General features: G+C 35.4%; 17 protein-coding genes. 4 read left to right on the forward strand and 13 right to left on the reverse strand.

The genetic code is table 11. The features are described 5' to 3' along the window. Positions 1–51: 51 nt before the first annotated feature. The 7 genes from I5776_RS11525 to I5776_RS11555 form a co-directional block, all read right to left on the reverse strand. On the reverse strand, positions 52–858 hold the full coding sequence (locus tag I5776_RS11525) for an ABC transporter permease (protein ID WP_202780778.1): 807 nt from the start codon (positions 856–858) through the stop codon (positions 52–54). Then, positions 858–1,802 (reverse strand): ABC transporter permease, encoded by a 945-nt coding sequence (locus I5776_RS11530; protein WP_202776558.1) that lies wholly within the window; start codon positions 1,800–1,802, stop codon positions 858–860. The genes I5776_RS11525 and I5776_RS11530 overlap by 1 nt, the downstream gene beginning before the upstream one ends. Beyond that, positions 1,766–2,866 (reverse strand): ABC transporter ATP-binding protein, encoded by a 1,101-nt coding sequence (locus tag I5776_RS11535; protein ID WP_202776559.1) that lies wholly within the window; start codon positions 2,864–2,866, stop codon positions 1,766–1,768. Before I5776_RS11535 ends, I5776_RS11530 begins: the two co-directional genes overlap by 37 nt. A 115-nt stretch (positions 2,867–2,981) precedes the next feature. Next, positions 2,982–4,082: an ABC transporter substrate-binding protein gene (locus tag I5776_RS11540; protein ID WP_202776560.1), complete on the reverse strand. Its 1,101-nt coding sequence runs from the start codon at positions 4,080–4,082 to the stop codon at positions 2,982–2,984. Positions 4,083–4,118: 36 nt separating this feature from the next. Continuing rightward, complete coding sequence (locus tag I5776_RS11545) at positions 4,119–5,090, reverse strand: TAXI family TRAP transporter solute-binding subunit (protein ID WP_202776561.1); 972 nt, start codon at positions 5,088–5,090, stop codon at positions 4,119–4,121. 156 nt (positions 5,091–5,246) lie between these two features. After that, a complete protein-coding gene (locus I5776_RS11550) occupies positions 5,247–6,632 on the reverse strand; it encodes a sigma-54-dependent transcriptional regulator (RefSeq protein ID WP_202776562.1) in 1,386 nt (461 codons plus the stop codon). 71 nt (positions 6,633–6,703) lie between these two features. Continuing rightward, positions 6,704–8,674 carry a transporter substrate-binding domain-containing protein gene (locus I5776_RS11555; protein WP_202776563.1) on the reverse strand — a complete coding sequence of 657 codons (1,971 nt, stop codon included), beginning with the start codon at positions 8,672–8,674 and terminating at the stop codon, positions 6,704–6,706. A gap of 256 nt (positions 8,675–8,930) precedes the next feature. On the opposite strand from I5776_RS11555, the gene I5776_RS11560 reads away from it, so the two are divergent. From I5776_RS11560 to I5776_RS11570, 3 genes are all read left to right on the forward strand, one after another. Further along, on the forward strand, positions 8,931–9,443 hold the full coding sequence (locus I5776_RS11560; RefSeq protein WP_202776564.1) for a mismatch-specific DNA-glycosylase: 513 nt from the start codon (positions 8,931–8,933) through the stop codon (positions 9,441–9,443). A 126-nt stretch (positions 9,444–9,569) separates the two neighbouring features. After that, on the forward strand, positions 9,570–10,433 hold the full coding sequence (locus I5776_RS11565) for a hypothetical protein (RefSeq protein WP_202776565.1): 864 nt from the start codon (positions 9,570–9,572) through the stop codon (positions 10,431–10,433). A 133-nt stretch (positions 10,434–10,566) separates the two neighbouring features. Beyond that, on the forward strand, positions 10,567–10,992 hold the full coding sequence (locus tag I5776_RS11570; protein WP_202776566.1) for an HIT family protein: 426 nt from the start codon (positions 10,567–10,569) through the stop codon (positions 10,990–10,992). A 57-nt stretch (positions 10,993–11,049) separates the two neighbouring features. On the opposite strand, the gene I5776_RS11575 is transcribed toward I5776_RS11570, so the two are convergent. From I5776_RS11575 to I5776_RS11585, 3 genes are read right to left on the reverse strand one after another with little or no spacing between them, the layout of a single operon-like run. Next, positions 11,050–11,253, reverse strand: a complete 204-nt coding sequence (locus I5776_RS11575) for a cysteine-rich CWC family protein (protein WP_202776567.1) — start codon at positions 11,251–11,253, stop codon at positions 11,050–11,052. A 27-nt stretch (positions 11,254–11,280) separates the two neighbouring features. Then, positions 11,281–12,129, reverse strand: coding sequence for a 3-hydroxyacyl-CoA dehydrogenase (locus tag I5776_RS11580; protein ID WP_202776568.1), 849 nt, complete (start codon positions 12,127–12,129; stop codon positions 11,281–11,283). 16 nt (positions 12,130–12,145) lie between these two features. After that, entirely contained in the window at positions 12,146–13,555 is a 1,410-nt protein-coding gene (locus I5776_RS11585) for a M20/M25/M40 family metallo-hydrolase (protein ID WP_202776569.1), read from the reverse strand. A 173-nt stretch (positions 13,556–13,728) separates the two neighbouring features. Between I5776_RS11585 and I5776_RS11590 the strand changes: the two genes are divergently transcribed. Next, the gene (locus I5776_RS11590) at positions 13,729–14,580 is read left to right on the forward strand and encodes an MBL fold metallo-hydrolase (protein ID WP_202776570.1); all 852 of its coding nucleotides are present in this window, start codon (positions 13,729–13,731) and stop codon (positions 14,578–14,580) included. Positions 14,581–14,658: 78 nt separating this feature from the next. Here the strand turns inward: I5776_RS11590 and I5776_RS11595 are convergent, their stop codons facing one another. From I5776_RS11595 to I5776_RS11605, 3 genes are all read right to left on the reverse strand, one after another. Continuing rightward, positions 14,659–15,774: a DUF1835 domain-containing protein gene (locus I5776_RS11595; protein WP_202776571.1), complete on the reverse strand. Its 1,116-nt coding sequence runs from the start codon at positions 15,772–15,774 to the stop codon at positions 14,659–14,661. A gap of 75 nt (positions 15,775–15,849) precedes the next feature. Next, positions 15,850–17,070: an MFS transporter gene (locus I5776_RS11600; RefSeq protein ID WP_202776572.1), complete on the reverse strand. Its 1,221-nt coding sequence runs from the start codon at positions 17,068–17,070 to the stop codon at positions 15,850–15,852. Then, a complete protein-coding gene (locus I5776_RS11605) occupies positions 17,067–18,107 on the reverse strand; it encodes a winged helix-turn-helix domain-containing protein (protein WP_202776573.1) in 1,041 nt (346 codons plus the stop codon). The genes I5776_RS11600 and I5776_RS11605 overlap by 4 nt, the downstream gene beginning before the upstream one ends. Positions 18,108–18,124 lie beyond the last annotated feature (17 nt).

Consider the following 18,124-nt stretch of genomic DNA (forward strand, 5'->3'; position numbering starts at 1 on the left):
AAAAGGACCGGCTTGGGACAAATTCCTTAAATTAACTTCACGTTAACACTATTACCCACTTGTATGATTCGATCCTCCGAACACATTACCAACTCCTTGAAGTTTTTCAAGGATGATAATTAAAATTACTGAAATTAAGATCACCACTGTTGAAACAGAAGCAACAATTGGATTATAAGCATCCTGCATCGTTGAAAAAATCTCAATCGGGAGTGTTCTCATCTCTGGAGAAATCATAAACAATGAAACGGTTACATTATCAAATGATGTAAGAAATGCAAATAACCCACCCGAAATAATTGCAGGACGAATCAATGGAAGTGTCACTTTCCAAAACACAACGATAGGATTCGCACCTAGAATCGCCGCTGCTCGTTCCAAATTATAGTCAAAGCCGCTTAAACCAGTCAGCACCAGTCGAATAACATACGGAATACAGATAATAATGTGAGCAATTAAAAATCCAGTAGACGTACCGGAAAGCAACAATGGCGTAAAATAAACAAGCAGTGCAATCCCTAATACTAGCTGGGGTACACTTAGAGGAGCGGTCAAGATTGACGTTATATACGCCTTTCCAGGTATTTCATATTTTGCAATACCGATCGCACCTAATGTTCCGAATAAAACAGAGAAAAACGCCGCTAGAAAAGCAAATTGTACACTATTAAAGAAGGCCTCCATAAATTCAGGTCGCTCTAAAATTTTGGAATACCATTGAAGCGAAAACCCTTCTGCAGGAAAACTTGGAAAATTTGCACTTGTAAAGGAAGCAGGTATGACAACAATTAATGGGATTAAGATATAAATAATCCCTATGACTGCTAGGGAAACTCTTAGCTTGCCCAATGCATTCATCATCGAAATACCTCCTTAAACTTGCTCTTTTCTATTGAACGAGTAAACACCAAGACTAAAAGAAGTGTTGTCGCCAGAAGAACATATGATAAAGCAGAACCAAATGTCCATTTCAACAAATTATTAATTTGATCATATAAAACTACCGGCATAACAGGAACATTCGCCCCTCCCATTAATGCTGGGGTTACATATGCACTCATTGACAAACTAAAGACAAGAACACAACCGGAAACAACACCCGGTAAGCTAAGTGGAAGTGTAATCGAAAAAAAGCTTCGCAGTGGACTGGCACCAAGAATCGCTCCCGCTTTTTCTAATGAAGGATCAATATTATACAAACTTGTTACAATCGCTAGAACCATAAATGGTAAATAGGCATTCGATAGACCAATAACAACACCAAGCTCTGAAAATAATAGTTTAAGAGGAGTGTTAATAATGCCCAAATTTATCAACAATTGATTAATTGTGCCATTCGGTAATAATAATAAATACCATCCAAAATTACGTACAACAATGCTTACTAAAAGGGGTGAAGCAATGAGTAAAGTAATATATCCTCTAACTCGCGGCGAACTTTTTGCCATTGTTAATGCAATGGGATAACCAAGTAAAAGGGCAACAATAACTGAGTAAAAGCTGATTTTTACTGTAAGCGATAAAGAAGACAAATAATAGCTGTCGGTAAACAACTCAATATAATTTTTCAAGCTGTAAACGGCATCTGCACTGTTCAAATTATCAGTCGAAATGAAGCTTAAATACAAAATGTACAACATAGGTACAATAAAGAAACCAAAAATAAATAATAGAATCGGAACGAGAAGAAGCAGCCCCGGAATCCAACCTTTTCTTTTTTTGATTTTTGATGTTTTTCTTTCTACTTTTAATTTTGCTGGTTTATTTATTTCTTGATCAGCATGATGTCGGACGGGTTCCATTTAATATATACCTCGCTTCCATACTGCCATGATGGGTCATACGAATTCGTTAATATTTGAACAGATTCTCCAAATAAAGAAACAGCTATTTCCCATGATGTGCCGAGATAATTTAGTTGGCTAATTTCAGCTTTATGATATTCTATCATTGATGATGATCGTTCTTGAGTTGAAGCAATTTGGACATTTTCAGGACGAATATATAGCTTCACCTCATCTCCCATTTTTAAAGAGCGATCCTCCCCCATCATATTCGCTTTTTTTGCATTAGTAATCATCTCGCCCACTTTCACTGATATGTTTTGATTATCCATCGCCACAACCTTTCCCATAAGCGAGTTTGATTTACCAATAAATTGAAAAACGAATTCTGATTCAGGATGATCGTATATTGAAGTTGGTGTACTGATTTGTTCAATTTTCCCTGCATTCATTACAACAACTCGATCTGACATTGAAAGAGCTTCTTCCTGGTCATGTGTAACAAAAATGGTTGTTACACCAATCTCTTTTTGCAAGCGTTTAATTTCTGTTCTTAATTCATGTCTTAACTTTGCATCAAGATTAGACAAAGGTTCATCAAGAAGTAGTAACTCTGGCTCAACAACTAGCGCACGAGAAATCGCTACACGTTGTCGTTGTCCACCTGATAATTCCCTCGGATAGCGATGTTCAAGCCCAGACATTTTAACAAGTTCGAGCGCCCTTGCAATTTTCTTTTTTTGTGCTTCCTTAGCAACTTTTCTTAATTTCAACCCAAAGCTTAAATTCTCATATACTGTCATATGAGGAAATAAAGAATACGTTTGAAACACCATACCTAGATCCCGTTTATAAGGTGGTATTTTGGTTACTTTTTTGCCTTTAATATATACATCACCTTGATCTGCTTCCAGAAATCCGGCAATTAAATTTAAAGTGGTCGTTTTCCCACACCCGGAAGGGCCAAGTAATGTTAGTAACTCCCCTTGCTTCACTTCTAAATCAATTCCATTTAGAACTACGTTAGGACCGAATTGCTTAATTGCACCTTTTATTTCCACATCATTTTTAACCGTACTCATAGGTGTTTTATCCCTCCAATGTTACTCAATTTATAAATAAATTACGCGGGTTCGAATTGCCTTCTTTATTGCTTAAAAGCAATTCTCCCCCTCACGAATTAAATGAACAAAGCTTTTATTTAAGTAAAGTACTAAGTTTTGGTGTAACTTCTTTCGCCCATCGATCCGACCATTCTGCACGCACTTCCGCAAATTTTGCAAAATCAGGTTTGAATGTTTTATCTGTATCCTTTAGTCCGATTGATTCTTCATACTTTTCTGGTAATTCAACACCCTCGACAACCGGGTAAAATCCTTTATCTGCAATTAAAGCTTGTGAATCTTCACTGATCAAATAATTAATGAAATTTATTGCATCTTCATTATGTGGACTATTTTTCACAAGTGCCGCACTAAATGCTTGAAGCGGTACACCTTCTTTTGGAACAGCAAGCTTAATTGGAATACCTGATAGAGCAAGCTCGCCAACTGCATAACTTCCCATAACGGTGACATCAGCAGCACCTTGTTGAATAGCTGGCATCATTTGTGTCGAATTTTTATAAAATGTGGATGAGTAACCGGCAAGTTCTTTCGCTTTTTCTAGACCAGGCTCCATATTATCTACACTTCCATTGTTTGCTAGTGCAAGCCCATATAGTGTATTGAATCCCCAGTCATTTGAGATATCGGCGAAGGCTGTTTTCCCTTTATAATCCGCTGATGCGAGATCATTCCATGATTGGATTGGCTTTAAATTATTCTTTTTAAAGGATTCTGTATTATAAGCCGGTGAAATGACTAGTCCAAAAACCGGTGCTGCCGCGCCTTCTACTGAAACAAAGTTTGGTTTCACATTTTTCATATTTGGAACATTGGAATCATTTATAGTCTCCGTCAGTCCTTTTTCCATCGCTCGTTGAACATCTACCGGAACAAAAAAGGCAATATCGATTTGTGGTGCACTTTTTTGTAATTCTACTTTCGATAAAATTTCACCAGATAACCCTGGTAGGTAATTCACGGTGATACCCGTTTCTTTTTTATATTTTGGGGCTATGACATCGCGAATCGCCTTCTCAATTACACCGCCATTTCCAGCTATTGTAATCGTTTTTCCTCCTTTTTCGGTTCCGCTTGCTTTAGCTGTTTCTCCAGCCTTCTTTGGGGTTGGGTTTCCACAGGCTGATAAAGACAATAATAAGAGAATGGACAGTAAAGAAATTAGTTTTTTCATAAACATTGATCTCCTTTTTTATTAAACGGATTTGAATTATTGCTTGATTTCATTTAAATATTGGAGTGCACCAGGATGAAATTGTAAGGGAATCCCTTGCATTGCGTCTTCGGGGTGAATAGACAAAACAGCTGGGTGGACCTTTTTTAGTTCTGGTAAATGTTTATAAAACGTTTTTACTAGTTGATACGCTACTTGATCTGGCATATCAGCATAAGTTAACAGTACATTTTTCACTGATATCGTTTCCGTATTTTCTGCGACCCCTTTATATGTTCGGGCATTAATTTTATCCCGATCATAGAATTCATACTGATTATGAAGTACATCGGCAACCTTTTTTGGAATTGAAATAAGCGATATATCCATCTCAGCAGCTAAATCGGAAATTTCAGGGTTTGGTAACCCGGATGAAAAGAAGGCAGCGTCAATTGTTCCGGTCCTAAGGGCGTCAGCAGATTGTGTAAATGAAAGATAAGAAATATCCATTTCATTACTTACTAGATTAGCAGCTTTCAATACACGTTCTGACATAAGCTTTGTTCCACTCCCGACTGTACCCACGCTAACTCGTTTATTGCGTAAGTCCCATAAGGAATGAATATTACTTTTCTCAGTTGTTACAATTTGAATGTAGTTAGAATAAAGACCAGTCAATGCACGAAGTTTTAACTTTTTTGTTTCAGGTAAAGTTAAAGCATCGACTGTACTGAAGCCAAGTTCAGCACGCTTTTGACTTACTAGTTTGGTATTATGGATTGAAGCTTTCGTCACTTGAGTCCCTGTTGCGTCACCATTATATTTTTCATATAAGTTTGCCAATGCTTTACCTAAAAGAAAGTAAACTCCAGACATATCACCCGTAGCGATTAATAATGTTGGCTGAACGCTTGCCAATTTCTTTGCCGGCGCAGGGCCTTTAGTTGACTGTTCCTGATTATCATTAGTACACCCAAAGAGTAAAATGATTGATACAATCACAATGCATAAACGTGTTCCTAATTTCAATGATGGTCCTCCTTTATACTTAAAAGAATAAATGCAATTTTCATGCCAACTTTCTATAAACTAAAAAATGTATACGCTTACACCGGCAGATGGAAACGTAAAAATAATAACGGCAAAATTTGCCGATTAATCCAGAAAATTTTGCCGTTTTTATTTTTACACATTAACATGTGTATCAATTTCATATTGTTTAATTTTATCCCGAAGACTTCTCTCAGAAATTTGTAAAATTTGAGCGGTTTTCTGTCTATGGTTCCCGCAATAGCGGAGGGATTCACCAATCACTATTTTTTCTATTTTCTTCATCGGAAGTCCAAGCGGGATATGGATGATGTCCTCATTATTAGCAGAACAATTTAAAGCCGTTTTTCTTTGTTCTTGTACATAATATGGTAAATCATCTTCATCAATTTCATTATGAATAGAAAGCGCTACAGCATATTCAATAATATTCCCTAATTCACGAACATTTCCGGGATATTGATAGCCTAATAGAAGTCTACGAGCACTTGTTGACAATGATTTCTTTTCCTTATTCATTTCCCTACAATATTTTTTCAAAAAATAATCAATCAATAATGGCAAATCTTCCGTTCTCTCTCTTAACGGTGGTGTTTTTATCGGTATTACATTCAATCGAAAATATAAATCCTCTCGAAACGTACCCTCAGTAATCATTTGTTCAATATTTTTATTGGCCGCACTTATGATGCGTACGTCTAAATTAATTTTTCGATTCGAGCCTAATGGGGTCACTTCGCGCTCTTGAATAACACGCAATAATTTAGCTTGCAGTGCTAAAGGCATTTCACTGATTTCATCAAGGAATAATGTCCCTCCATTTGCCGCTACCCATTTCCCCTTTTTACTTTGGGTAGCACCGGTAAAAGCACCCTTTTCATATCCAAATAATTCCGATTCAAGCAAAGCTTCTGGAATGGCTGCGCAATTCAATATTTCTAATGGACCATTTTTTCGTTTTCCTGTATTATGAATGCGCTTTGCAACTAATTCCTTTCCGGACCCACTTTCTCCGGTAATTAAAACACTGGAATCAATATCCTTTATCCTTTCAATCATTGAAAATACTTGTTTCATTGCTTTACTTTTCCCTAAAAAGCAATCTGAATTTCGTCTTGACTCCAACTCCTCATTAAGAGTTTCAACTTGTTGAGACATAAACAAAAACTCTGATGCCCTTAGTAAAAGCAACGATAGTTCTTCAATATTAATCGGTTTTTCAATATAATAATAAGCACCTTTTTTAATTGCTTCAATCGATGTTTCGATTGTTGCATAGGCAGTCATGATAATAACAGTAACAGTTGCATCTTTTTGTTTTATTTTTTGTAGTACGTCCAGCCCATTGTAGCTGCCTATTCGAAGATCTAGCAAAATAATATCAACTTGGCTTTGATCCATTATCATTAAACCTTTTTCGGGATCCGTGGCAGTCATAACTTGATAATCATTTTCAAGGGCAAAGCTGAGCGAGGTACAAATCGCTTGCTCATCATCAATGACTAGAACATTGGGCTTCATTTTCGAAATTCCTCCTCCACAATAATGATAATTAAATAGAAATTCAATCATCTAGCGTTGCTTCGACCTTTTTATTCGATAAATAAAGGCAATACTACCGTAAATTTCGTACCTTGTGCAGGAATACTCGTAACTTGAATATCCCCCTTATTCTCTTTTATAAGATTATAAGATAATGTTAGGCCTAACCCTACTCCCTTTTCCTTGCTAGTATAAAAGGGTTCAAATATATGATTTATTTCGTCCTGACTCATTCCTTTGCCTGTATCAATAATCAAAATTCTCCCCTTTTTACTATTCTTCTTTTCCATTATGATTTTAATCTTTTTTTCATTCGTCTTTTCAACTGCATGAATCGCATTTAATAATAGATTGAGAAGGACCTGACGAATTTGTTGGGGATCAATAAAAAAAATAAGACCCTGTTCTATCGTTTGTTCAAATTCAATATCATATTTATTCATGGTAACTTGTAAAAACGCTAACAATGACGTAAGTTCATATGCTGAACAAGATTGGATGTTCGGAGGACGCGGACGAGCATATTCAATTAAATCTGTTACGATCATATTTAATCTATTTACCTCTGCAGGTAAATGTTTCATAAGAACTTCACGAAATTGTGGTCGGTCATACTTACTTGGCAGCAGGTCAATGAACGTTTTTATTGATGTTAATGGATTCCGAATTTCATGGGCTACACCCGCTACCAACTGTCCAAGCGCATGCAGTTTTTCTTGTGTTAGTAATTTTTGCTCGAGTTTCTTTTTTTCAGTTTCATCATTAATTGATAGTAAATAGCCAATCTCATTTTCCATAGAATCAAACATTTTATGCATCGAGTAATAAATGACCTTTCTTTTTCCTTCATCGTTTGTTTCTAAAGTATGAAATATTGCCCCATCCCCTTGTTGAGAAAGTTGCTTAAAGGGATTATTTTCAAATAGCTTTGTATAAATAGGAGAATCTTGCAGTCTATAATTTAGCGTAGAAGTTATGTCGAGAATTTCTAATGCACGTTTGTTGCAGCTGGATATTGTTCGGTCCATTTCAAAAGTTATAATACCCGTGTCGATATTATTTAGAATTTGTTCTTTAAATGCATTACTATCTGCATTACTTTGACGTTGTCTTTTAAGATCTTCATTTAGGTGAAGCAACTTACGGGTTTGGGCATTTACTGCCTTTTTTAACCGTTGATTCCATATGTAAATAGCAAAAAAGATTAACACTCCGATGGACATAAATAAAACTAAAAAATATATAAATTGTTTTAATTTAACAATCACATCCTCATTTTGAGGTCTTAACCATGCATCTACTAAAATATTTACTTCCCCTTTAGCTTTTAAATCAGTAAGGGATTTATTAATCATTGAAAGGAGAAAGTGATTTCCTTCCTTAACAGCAATCGTATAATCTGCCGGTTCAATCACTTCATCGCGAATGACGTAGTTTTTTTCTTGCTTCCACTTTTTTAAATAGAAGGATGTCGTCCATTTATTGCCGACAAAAACATCGGCCCGTCCTTGAATTAGTGTTAATAGACCCGAAAATTCATTTGTCGTTAATGTGAGATTCGTATTTCTCATATTTAATAATGTACTAAGCACAGGAGAATTATTTTCTAATACCACATGTAAGTCCCTTATATCAGCAATACCTTTTACCTTGTTTTGATTGGATGCAGGAACAATCAATGAATTCGACATAGTAAAATAAGGAATGGAAAAATCAAATTCTCGATCTTTTTCCGTGCTGTATGTTATTCCCGCTATCGCATCAATTTTTCCTTTTTTTAATGCTTTCTCGGCTTCATGGATCTCCATTGGAATGTATTTAAAATGAACTCCATTTTCATTAGCGACTTTATTCATTAAATCGATTGTTAATCCAGACAATTTTCCTTGTTCATTTTCATACGAAAAAGGAGGCAATGCACTTTCTCCTGCTATTTTATATGTTTTTTGCCCGGCGAATATATGAATTGGAGAGGAGGAACCTAGTAAGATAAAAAACAATATAATTACGAACCACTTCAAATGCCTTGCGATACAAGATCCTCCTTTCAGAGCGGTTTTGAAAATATTAGAAAAGGAAACTTTTTTCTAGCATACTATATTTAATACAACTTATTATAGTATTCATTTTAATATTGTCAATTATCTGACCATTCGTTCCATCTAAGGATCTAGACTACTATTTACCTATTCATATTCTGTTAATATCGTTAGGTGGTTGATGCAAATATAGAAACGGGTATACTATAAAATAATACTCATTTAACAGGAGGTTACTATGAACCCCATTCCTGACTATTTACAGAATGAATTATCGATTCTTTTTGTTGGTTTCAATCCTAGCATTCGTTCGGGTGAGACTGGCCATCATTTTGCCAATCCCAATAATCGATTTTGGAAAATATTATTTGAAGCGGGCTTAACACCGCGAAAGTTTCTAGCTGTTGAAGATTATAAGTTACTGGAGTTAGGATATGGTATGACCAATATCGTTGCAAGACCAACGAAAGCAGCCGATGAAATAACGAAAGATGAATACGATCAAGGTAGAGTGATATTAAAGCAGAAAATCACCAAATTTCGTCCAAAAATTGTTTGCTTTGTTGGTAAGGGCGTGTACCAACAATATAGTAAAAAGAAATCTATTCCTTGGGGCCGCCAAAATGAATCAGTTGTCATCGGAACGATTGACTTTGTCGCACCCTCTTCAAGTGGACTAGTAAGGATGAAGTTAGAGGACATTATTGATATATACCGAAAACTGCCTAAACTAATGAATGAAATCAGCTAAGTGAAAATTATATAACAGGATATTTGTATATTAGAAATATTCTGTTATAATATAAACAGCTAGTATTCCCCTCTGCTAGACTAGTAAAATCTCCTCTTAAATTTTCCAATAGAAAGGTGTTGTATGATGAAGAAATTTGTATTTTGTGAATGTGGAAGTGGTAAACCGAAAGATGATTGCTGTGCTCCTCAAATTAGGGTACAAATGAAGCACTTTTCGGGTTTAGATGAACGAAAAGAGTTTATAAAGAAAATTGAAATTAGTTCCCAATTTAATTTACGGTATCGAGGATTATTTGCATTCTATATTGATGATTTAATCGAATACAAACAAGAAAGACCAACTAGCCATTCCCGCAATGAATTTCTCACTATTTTAGGCAAGTACCTAACAGAGTATTTAGAAGATGATTGTCCCTCCTCTTGGATCAACTGTGAACCAACTTTTTGGGAAGAGCTTCTGTTTAGTTTTTACCCTTTCCGTATTAAAATTACCCCTAAAGAAAAAGAAGTCGAACAATTCCTAGTAGAACTAAAAAAATTCACACGAAAACTTGATAAAAAATACGGTAGTTCATTTAAACCATTGGTTGATAAAATTATTGAAGAATCCAGTGAAGAACTTATAAAATGTGAGCACTTATTAAATCGCCTCTTTATAGACCAATACCCACGTATTCACCACAAAGATTGGAATCCACAATTAGAAATAAAAAAACATCACCAAAAGCTTGATAAATGTCACGAAACAATCGAATCCGTATTTGAAGTCACAAATCTAAACGGCCCTATTATTGTTGTAAGCACACTAGATACAAATCTTTCCTATTTTATAAAGGGGTTACCTTATGAAATGATATCAGTAGGTGATCTCTTCAGCGGTGGAATAGGTAAAAAGAAAGATGAATGGATTTGGACATGGATTCTTACCCAAAGTGTATTTCCTCCAAGAGCAAAAAAATTCTTTTCTCAAGTAATGATAACAATATAGACTTGCTAAATTTAAACAACTAGGTCATTTCTTAGAAGGCTTATGTTATCAAAGTGATAATTTATTTTTCCACAGTTTGAAAAGTGAATATATAATTTTATATATGAAATGAAGTCGAAGGGAGGGTGCCTAAATGAACTGTTTAGGTTGTAAATTAGCAAATAAAAAAGAGACTGTCAATGTAGTATTTGAAGACGAATATGTTTGCTGTATATTAGACCACTATCCTTATAACGAAGGACATGTACTGATATTGCCAAAAAAACATATTCGTTACTTTGATGAACTAGACGAAAATACCGCAAACTCGTTAATCAATGCATCAAAGATTATATCAAAAGCTATAAAAAAATTGTTTCATCCAGATGGAATTACTGTATGCCAAAACGGTGGGGTTTTTGATGAATTAACACATTTTCATATGCACGTTATACCAAGGTATGAAGGACAAAACTTTGCAGACTTCTATATAGAAGTCGGAGAAACCCACATTGAAGAAGAGACTAAATTAGAAAAGACAAAAAGGAACATGATAGAAACGATAAAGGTATTGGAGTAAAATCCAATACCTTTATCGTTTTTAATTTCCCTTCAAAAATATAGACACAACACTTACTTATTTTTCCCTTATAAACGCCGATAAACAATTTTTACAAATACAAGTTCTTTTTAAAAGATCGACTGGAACAAGTTCAAATATCTCTTTAGGAAAAACTTCTTCACTGCACCAACAAATACTTGAAGCATCTTCGGAATAACAACATTGATTATTTTCGCCACAAATGGGACATCTTTTCGTTTCTTTCAGAATATCTGTCATACTAGTTCCCCTTTTTTATACAGCCACCTACTTAGTATACGTATAAAATCCCCTGCCTGACTTCCTTCCAAGGCGGCCGGCCTTGACATATTTTGTTAGCAATGGTGATGGCCGATACTTTTCGCCTAAAGTTTCGTATAAATAGTTCATGTTTTTTAGCCTGGAATCTAGACCAACTAAATCTGCCAGTTCGAGGGGACCCATCGGATGATTTAATCCAAGCTTAATCGCTTTGTCAATATCCTCCGCTGAGGCTACTCCCTCCATTAACATGTTCATTGCCTCATTGCCAATTAAGCAATTCATCCTGCTTGTAACAAAACCAGGGAATTCATTAACTTCCACACACTCTTTTCCCATTTTCCGTCCCACTTCTAATACTTTTTCAACTGTATCATCCGATGTATCTAATCCTTTTACCACTTCGATTAATTTCATTTTATGAACAGGATTAAAAAAATGCATGGCTACGCATTGATCCGGTCTACTTGTTTGCGCAGCTATTTCGGTTGGACTCATTGTAGACGTATTCGTTGCTAAGATTGTATGTGCAGGACACACCTCGTCTAACTTTTTAAACGTTTCAATTTTCAACTCCATTAATTCAAACACTGCTTCAATGACAAGATCTGCCTCTTTGACGCTTTTCGAAAAATCGCTTAAGTAGCTAATATTTTGCAATGCATCATCGCACGTCGTTTTAGAGATAAATCCTTTTTTAACACTTGTTTCAAGTGTATTCTCAATGTAATCCTTTGCTTTTGTTAAATTTTCATCGCTTATATCATTTAAAATGGTAGGAAATCCTGCCACAGCTGCTGCATAAGCAATTCCTCTTCCCATCGTTCCTGCACCAATGACACTTATCCTTTTCATTTCCTCATTCCTTTCCTCATAAGGACACAGAATCATTGTCCCGTTTTAATGCATGATTAAATCCGTTTAGCATATGTGCGATATGTACAATCCCATCTTCAAAATCTTTCATACGAATGGATTCATTCGGTGCATGTGCTTTTGATTCAGCCCAGCCGACACCCGTACTCACGATTGGAAGCTGTAATTGTTCACCAAAAATGTACATTGGCCCAGTTCCTGCTGCATTTGGAGCTAGAACCACTTCATTTTCATAAACTTCCTCAGCAGTTTGAATGACGTGATCAATAAAAGGGTGGTTATAGTCTGATCGATAGGCTTTTTGTCCATTTATTAACTTGGCATCAATATCATGAAATCCATGATTTATTAAATGATTTTTAATACATTCAAGGATATGCTCCGGATCTTGTCCTGGAACAAGTCGACAATCGATTTTTGCCTTTGCGGATTTAGGCAGTACTGTCTTCGCACCTTCCCCAGTATATCCGCTTTCTAATCCGCAAATTGTCATTGTCGGATAAAATACCATAGCAATTCGCGGATCAACACCTTTAGCTGTAGTAATTAGCGGCCGCTTTAGTCCATAGATACGCTTAATCGCTTCTTCATCAAACGGCAAAGCTGAAACAATCTGTTTCTCACTATCAGTAGGTTCTTCGATGCCATCAAAAAATCCATTAACTACGATTTCATTGTGATTATTTTTCATCGTACTTAATGCATGAACAAGTCTCCATGCTGCATTATCAACATAAGCACCTAATGAGGAATGCATATCAATATCCGCTCCAATACTCGTTAGCTCCATATATGCCATTCCTTTAATTCCCGCTACCATGTTAATTCTATTTTTGACATCCTTGCCACCGAATTCCCATATACAAGCATCTGCTTGGAATAAGTCGCGGTATTTCTCAAGATAAGGAGCTAAATGTGGACTTCCGATTTCTTCTTCCCCTTCGATTAGGAATTTAACATTACACGGTAATCCACCTTCTGAATTTTGTAAAATACGAATGGCTGTTAATCTCGCAACGAGATCCCCTTTATTATCAGCTACTCCACGTGCATATAACTTTCCGTCAATGATCGTTGGTTCAAACGGATTTGTATTCCATTCATTTAATGGTTCTGGAGGTTGAACATCATAATGATTATAAAATAGAAGAGTCTTCGTTGAATCTTCCTGCTTCCTTGCCTTAAAAAATCCATATACGACTGGATTCCCTCCAAGGTCATCTAATACTTTCACTTCCCCATGAATTTCTTTAATCATCTTAACGACATATTCTACTGTTTCTGGAATCGCTTTATGCTGTGCTGAAACAGTCGGTAAGCTTAAGTAATTTCGCAATTTTCCTATAGACTCATTGACAATTTCCTTCATGGACTTTTTAAGGTTTTCTATATCTTTTCCATTCATTGCGTTCGCTCCCCTTTCAAAAGGCTATCATTGTTCTATTTCTCCATTTAAAACTAAATACCTTTTAATTTTAGTCAATTTCAAAGTAATACGAACCAAATTGGAAATAAATTTTAATGAAGGATCTACATAATAGAAATACTAGTCTTTAGAAACGTAAGGAGCTGACACTAATGGAAAAAGATATGAACTACGGAAGTGATTATAAATATATCCCTGCTACATCAATTGGAAGTGGTATGGGGATTGAAGTATTACCTGATCTATATTGTCATACAATCCAAATTGTAAATATTATTTTAGTTGGAAATGCTGATCATTTTGTTTTAGTTGATGCGGGGATGCCTCATTCTGCACATGAAATTATTTCGATAACAAATGAGCGATTTGGAGAAAATAGTCGTCCTAAAGCAATAATACTAACACATGGTCATTTCGATCATGTTGGAGCTATTATTGAGTTAGTCAAACATTGGGATGTTCCTGTGTATGCACATGAACTCGAATTACCCTACCTTAAAGGAGAAAGAAGTTATCCCGAACCTGATCCTACTGTTGAAGGCGGGATGATTGCCAAAATGTCTCCCCTGTTTCCAAATGAACCGATAAATTTAGGGAGCAAAGTGAATCAACTTCCTGCTGATGGAACAGTACCCCAAATGCCAAATTTTCAATGGATCCATACACCTGGACATTCACCGGGACATGTATCATTTTTTAGGGAAGAAGATCGGTCACTCATTGCTGGTGACGCATTTATTACCGTGAAACAAGATTCACTTATTAAGGTTTTTACCCAAAAAGAGGAAATATGTGGACCACCGAGGTATTTAACTACTGATTGGAATGAAGCAAAGAAATCGGTGACAAAACTACAAGCACTAAACCCTTCTGTTGCTATTACAGGGCATGGTCAACCAGTTACCGGAGAAACTTTATCAAAGGGGTTAGCTAGTCTCGTTCGTAATTTTGATGAAGTAGCTGTACCTGACTATGGGAAGTATGTTGATAAAAATATTCATTGATACCTGATATTTTTATCAAAGAAACATTCGCATCACTATGAACTAGATGAAGTGCAGCAATTGTAAATTACTGTACTTCTATCTATCTCGCCTTAGTTTAACCCGATAATGTCTCATCGATTTAGGAATTCCCTTTATTTCAAGTGTTCCATTATATATTAGTTCTCTAATCCTATATTCTAAATAAAGTTGGTCTATTAATGCGTCTTTCTCGATGATCCCCCAGATTAGTTCACCTGTAGGGATAAAATCCTTTATATCTTGATTGTAATGGAGATTTTTAAGCGTTTCGACAATTAACAAATCAAAATACTCTTTTTGGGCATCGAATAATTCATTATTTTCATATAGACGTAGTTCTGATTTTGATTGTGAAATATGTTCCCACTCTTTTTGAATTATACATCTCTCTACATCCGAAAGTGGGTTTGCTGCTTTATGTAATTCAAATATTTGTCTTATATGTTCAGGTTGAAGGTCACTTGTATATGTAACAATTTGCTCATCCCCTTCTAGTTGTATCATTGAATCATATATTTTAGATGAATTCAAAAGAAAAATAGGATTCGGTTTATTTTTCAATAAGTGAATCAAAAATCGAAGTCCAGTTTGTTCCTCAGCATTATTTGCATACCAAATATAGATTGGATTTTTATTTGATATGTCTTCGATTTCACGGACTGCATTATTAAACGAAGTTTCATAATAATAATCATCAGAATCAAAATTTATATGATCATTCAACCATACATTACGATATCTTTGCCCTGACTTTTTTTCTAACTTCCATATAGGTCCGATAGAAAAGGACCCTGGAAAACCTATTACTTTTTTCGGATTTTCGAGTGTATGTCTCAGGCAGCCTGCAGCATGTTCGAAGCTAACAATATGGACGGGAATTATTTCTTCTTTTCTTTTGAGATGACGCAGCTTTTGTATTTGCTTGTTTATTCTATCTAGCATTTCAACTTCATCTGTTTGCGATATTAGATAGCCTCTTCCAATAAGGGGATCACTTTCTTTATGATTGAACGAATCAAATTCTTCATCAGTATTTAGCTCATATGTTTTCCATTCCCCAGTTTTATGTAATTCACTTAAACTTAAATAACGATCGGATACGATTTTATAAACAAAAACGACATTTGGCTCCATGAAAAAATAGATAAATGGATGAATAACTCTACTCCGCATTTCAAAAATCCCCTTTCACTGACTTACTTCTTTCTGTATATTCTTGAATAAAACAAGATTCTGCCTTAATATTAATCAACTAAGTTTTTGTGATTTTCTTTCTAGTCCCTTTGGTTTCCCGTTGCTTATAATAAAGTAAACGATTCCAGGAAGAAAAATAAGCAATCCGATAGTTAAATAAGTTTGCCTAATATTAAGGTCAAAGAAGTTTGTAGAGGCAAACACGATACCTAATGGCATGGTCACACGGATAAATAGTAATCGAACAGCACTCAATTGTGAAAGGCGTTCTCGAGGAGCTTCCATTTGAAAAATAGGTGCGCTTTGGGCATTGAAAATAGGAAAAAGAATTCCTCCGAACAATTCACAAAACCATGCAAGCGGGATTGAATCGACAAAAAATAATAAAACAAATGAGAACCCACCCCCGATTATTCCTATATACATCATGTGAACAGACTTTGGAAGCTTGGAAAGAAGGAGTATGCCAATTGCATAACCAATTGGAAATGAACCTGAAAAAATTGCGTATTCCCAGTATTGTCCATGTAATTCACTTCGGATAAATGGAATATTGATAACCATTGTTGCTCCGACAGCAAATTGTACAATGGATGATAGAAGCGTAAATTGAATGAGTTTCGGATAATTAAATAACGTTCGATATCCTTCCTTCACCTCTGACCACCAAAATTTCTTTTTCCATTTGTTTATTTGAATTATACATTGTGGACGAATCTTCGATAAGGATAAAAAGCTAATAAAAAACATGCAGGTAGAAAGAAAATAAATATAATGCATTGGGATGATTATTAACAGCAATGAGGTCAATCCTGGTGCAAGAAAACTCATTACTCTTATCGTTCCATCTAACATCCCATTTGCTTCTATAAGTTCGTCTTCCCTACAAAGATCGGGAAGAATTGAAAATGATAGACTTGCATAAATCGGTTGTACTAATCCTAAGACACATTGTAAAGTGATTAATCCAATCATTGTACCTAAATCAGTTCCAATTTCATAGCCAATTATAGGAAGTAAATAGGCACACGCCCGAAAAAGTTGAATATTCCTAAGAATTTTTTCTTTCACAACATGATTTAGAAATGGCGAACTTAGTCCTTGAATTATCAAAGAAGGAATAAAATAAACGAGCCACATTGCACCCATCCATTCCCTAGAGCCAGTTAGCTCATATAAAAACAAGCCATTAATGATGCCGCCGGCCGCACCGCCGAATTCCGATACAATTTCTCCAATCCAAAGTGCTTTAAACGAAGTAGAAAATTTTTTCACAGTTCCATACCTAGGAATTGTAATATTCCTCCAGAAAAGCTTTTTATTTGCGCCATATTCACTGAATAAATTCCTTTTTCGACAGTAATAAACTTGGCTGCTTTTAACAAAGATAAGTGGTGATGTAAGGTCGTTTTTGACATATTCAATTGTTTACTTATTTCTTGAAGTGACATAGAGGAGTTAACTAGTTGATAAAGTAGTCTTAAACGGACTTCATCACCTAATGCCTTGTGACCACGAACGAGATCGGATCCCGGTTCACCCGGTTCGAACAAATATGCATCTTTGATAGGATAGAAAAAGAGCTTCGTATCAAATGTCCGTTGTTGTAAGACCCATGGCCGATAAGAAACATGTGGGATTAACTTAACGTTTGCGATATTCGATTCAGGATGATATTTTACACCTGATGTGATCCTTTCTATCTCTTCGATGGGATTTTGTTTATCTAAAATTTGATGCATTTTTACCTCATAGGCAAGGGCTTTATTCCATTTCTTCCACTCATCCTTTTGGCTAATCCATTCAAACCAAGAGAACAATGTTTGTGTTAGTAAATCACAAAGTTCACGATACGTGTGTTTTCCAAGATTTCTTATGTACCCTTCTAAAAACTCATGTTCATTAAAAATTTTTGCATACTGATTAAATAATTCAATTTTTTTATAGTCATTCGCAGCCATTTTTCGCTGCGGTTCAGTTGAACGATTATGATAAGGTAATAAGGTTTCATAAAAATTTTCCGGTGACATAGCAGAAAGACCGTTCGAAAAATCTCGAATTGATGCTGCTGATAGTTTATTTTGCAGCATAATTAGTCCGAACCAAAAATTAGTTTCCTCAATCATGTCCAAATAATGGATGAGTGTTTCTGACATCGTTTCCTTTTCGATCATCCATTTTTCGTTTAAATCAAATGTATGCCTCATTTTTACATGTGTGTAACCGGAAATACCAAGAATAACTTCCCAAACAGGTGACGATTCGACTACTAAATTGATCGTTTCAATTGGTTGAGGTGAGTATAATTTCATTATTGCCTCCTTTTATT

Source organism: Heyndrickxia vini (assembly GCF_016772275.1).
In the GTDB taxonomy this organism is placed as follows: domain Bacteria; phylum Bacillota; class Bacilli; order Bacillales; family Bacillaceae_C; genus Heyndrickxia; species Heyndrickxia vini.

Bases quoted from the DNA above. Each gene is read 5' to 3' on its own strand.
- I5776_RS11525 (WP_202780778.1), bottom strand. From the start codon at position 858: ATGAATGCATTGGGCAAGCTAAGAGTTTCCCTAGCAGTCATAGGGATT.
- I5776_RS11530 (WP_202776558.1), bottom strand. From the start codon at position 1,802: ATGGAACCCGTCCGACATCATGCTGATCAAGAAATAAATAAACCAGCA.
- I5776_RS11535 (WP_202776559.1), bottom strand. From the start codon at position 2,866: ATGAGTACGGTTAAAAATGATGTGGAAATAAAAGGTGCAATTAAGCAA.
- I5776_RS11540 (WP_202776560.1), bottom strand. From the start codon at position 4,082: ATGAAAAAACTAATTTCTTTACTGTCCATTCTCTTATTATTGTCTTTA.
- I5776_RS11550 (WP_202776562.1), bottom strand. From the start codon at position 6,632: ATGAAGCCCAATGTTCTAGTCATTGATGATGAGCAAGCGATTTGTACC.
- I5776_RS11560 (WP_202776564.1), top strand. From the start codon at position 8,931: ATGAACCCCATTCCTGACTATTTACAGAATGAATTATCGATTCTTTTT.
- I5776_RS11565 (WP_202776565.1), top strand. From the start codon at position 9,570: ATGAAGAAATTTGTATTTTGTGAATGTGGAAGTGGTAAACCGAAAGAT.
- I5776_RS11570 (WP_202776566.1), top strand. From the start codon at position 10,567: ATGAACTGTTTAGGTTGTAAATTAGCAAATAAAAAAGAGACTGTCAAT.
- I5776_RS11575 (WP_202776567.1), bottom strand. From the start codon at position 11,253: ATGACAGATATTCTGAAAGAAACGAAAAGATGTCCCATTTGTGGCGAA.
- I5776_RS11580 (WP_202776568.1), bottom strand. From the start codon at position 12,129: ATGAAAAGGATAAGTGTCATTGGTGCAGGAACGATGGGAAGAGGAATT.
- I5776_RS11585 (WP_202776569.1), bottom strand. From the start codon at position 13,555: ATGAATGGAAAAGATATAGAAAACCTTAAAAAGTCCATGAAGGAAATT.
- I5776_RS11590 (WP_202776570.1), top strand. From the start codon at position 13,729: ATGGAAAAAGATATGAACTACGGAAGTGATTATAAATATATCCCTGCT.
- I5776_RS11595 (WP_202776571.1), bottom strand. From the start codon at position 15,774: ATGCGGAGTAGAGTTATTCATCCATTTATCTATTTTTTCATGGAGCCA.
- I5776_RS11605 (WP_202776573.1), bottom strand. From the start codon at position 18,107: ATGAAATTATACTCACCTCAACCAATTGAAACGATCAATTTAGTAGTC.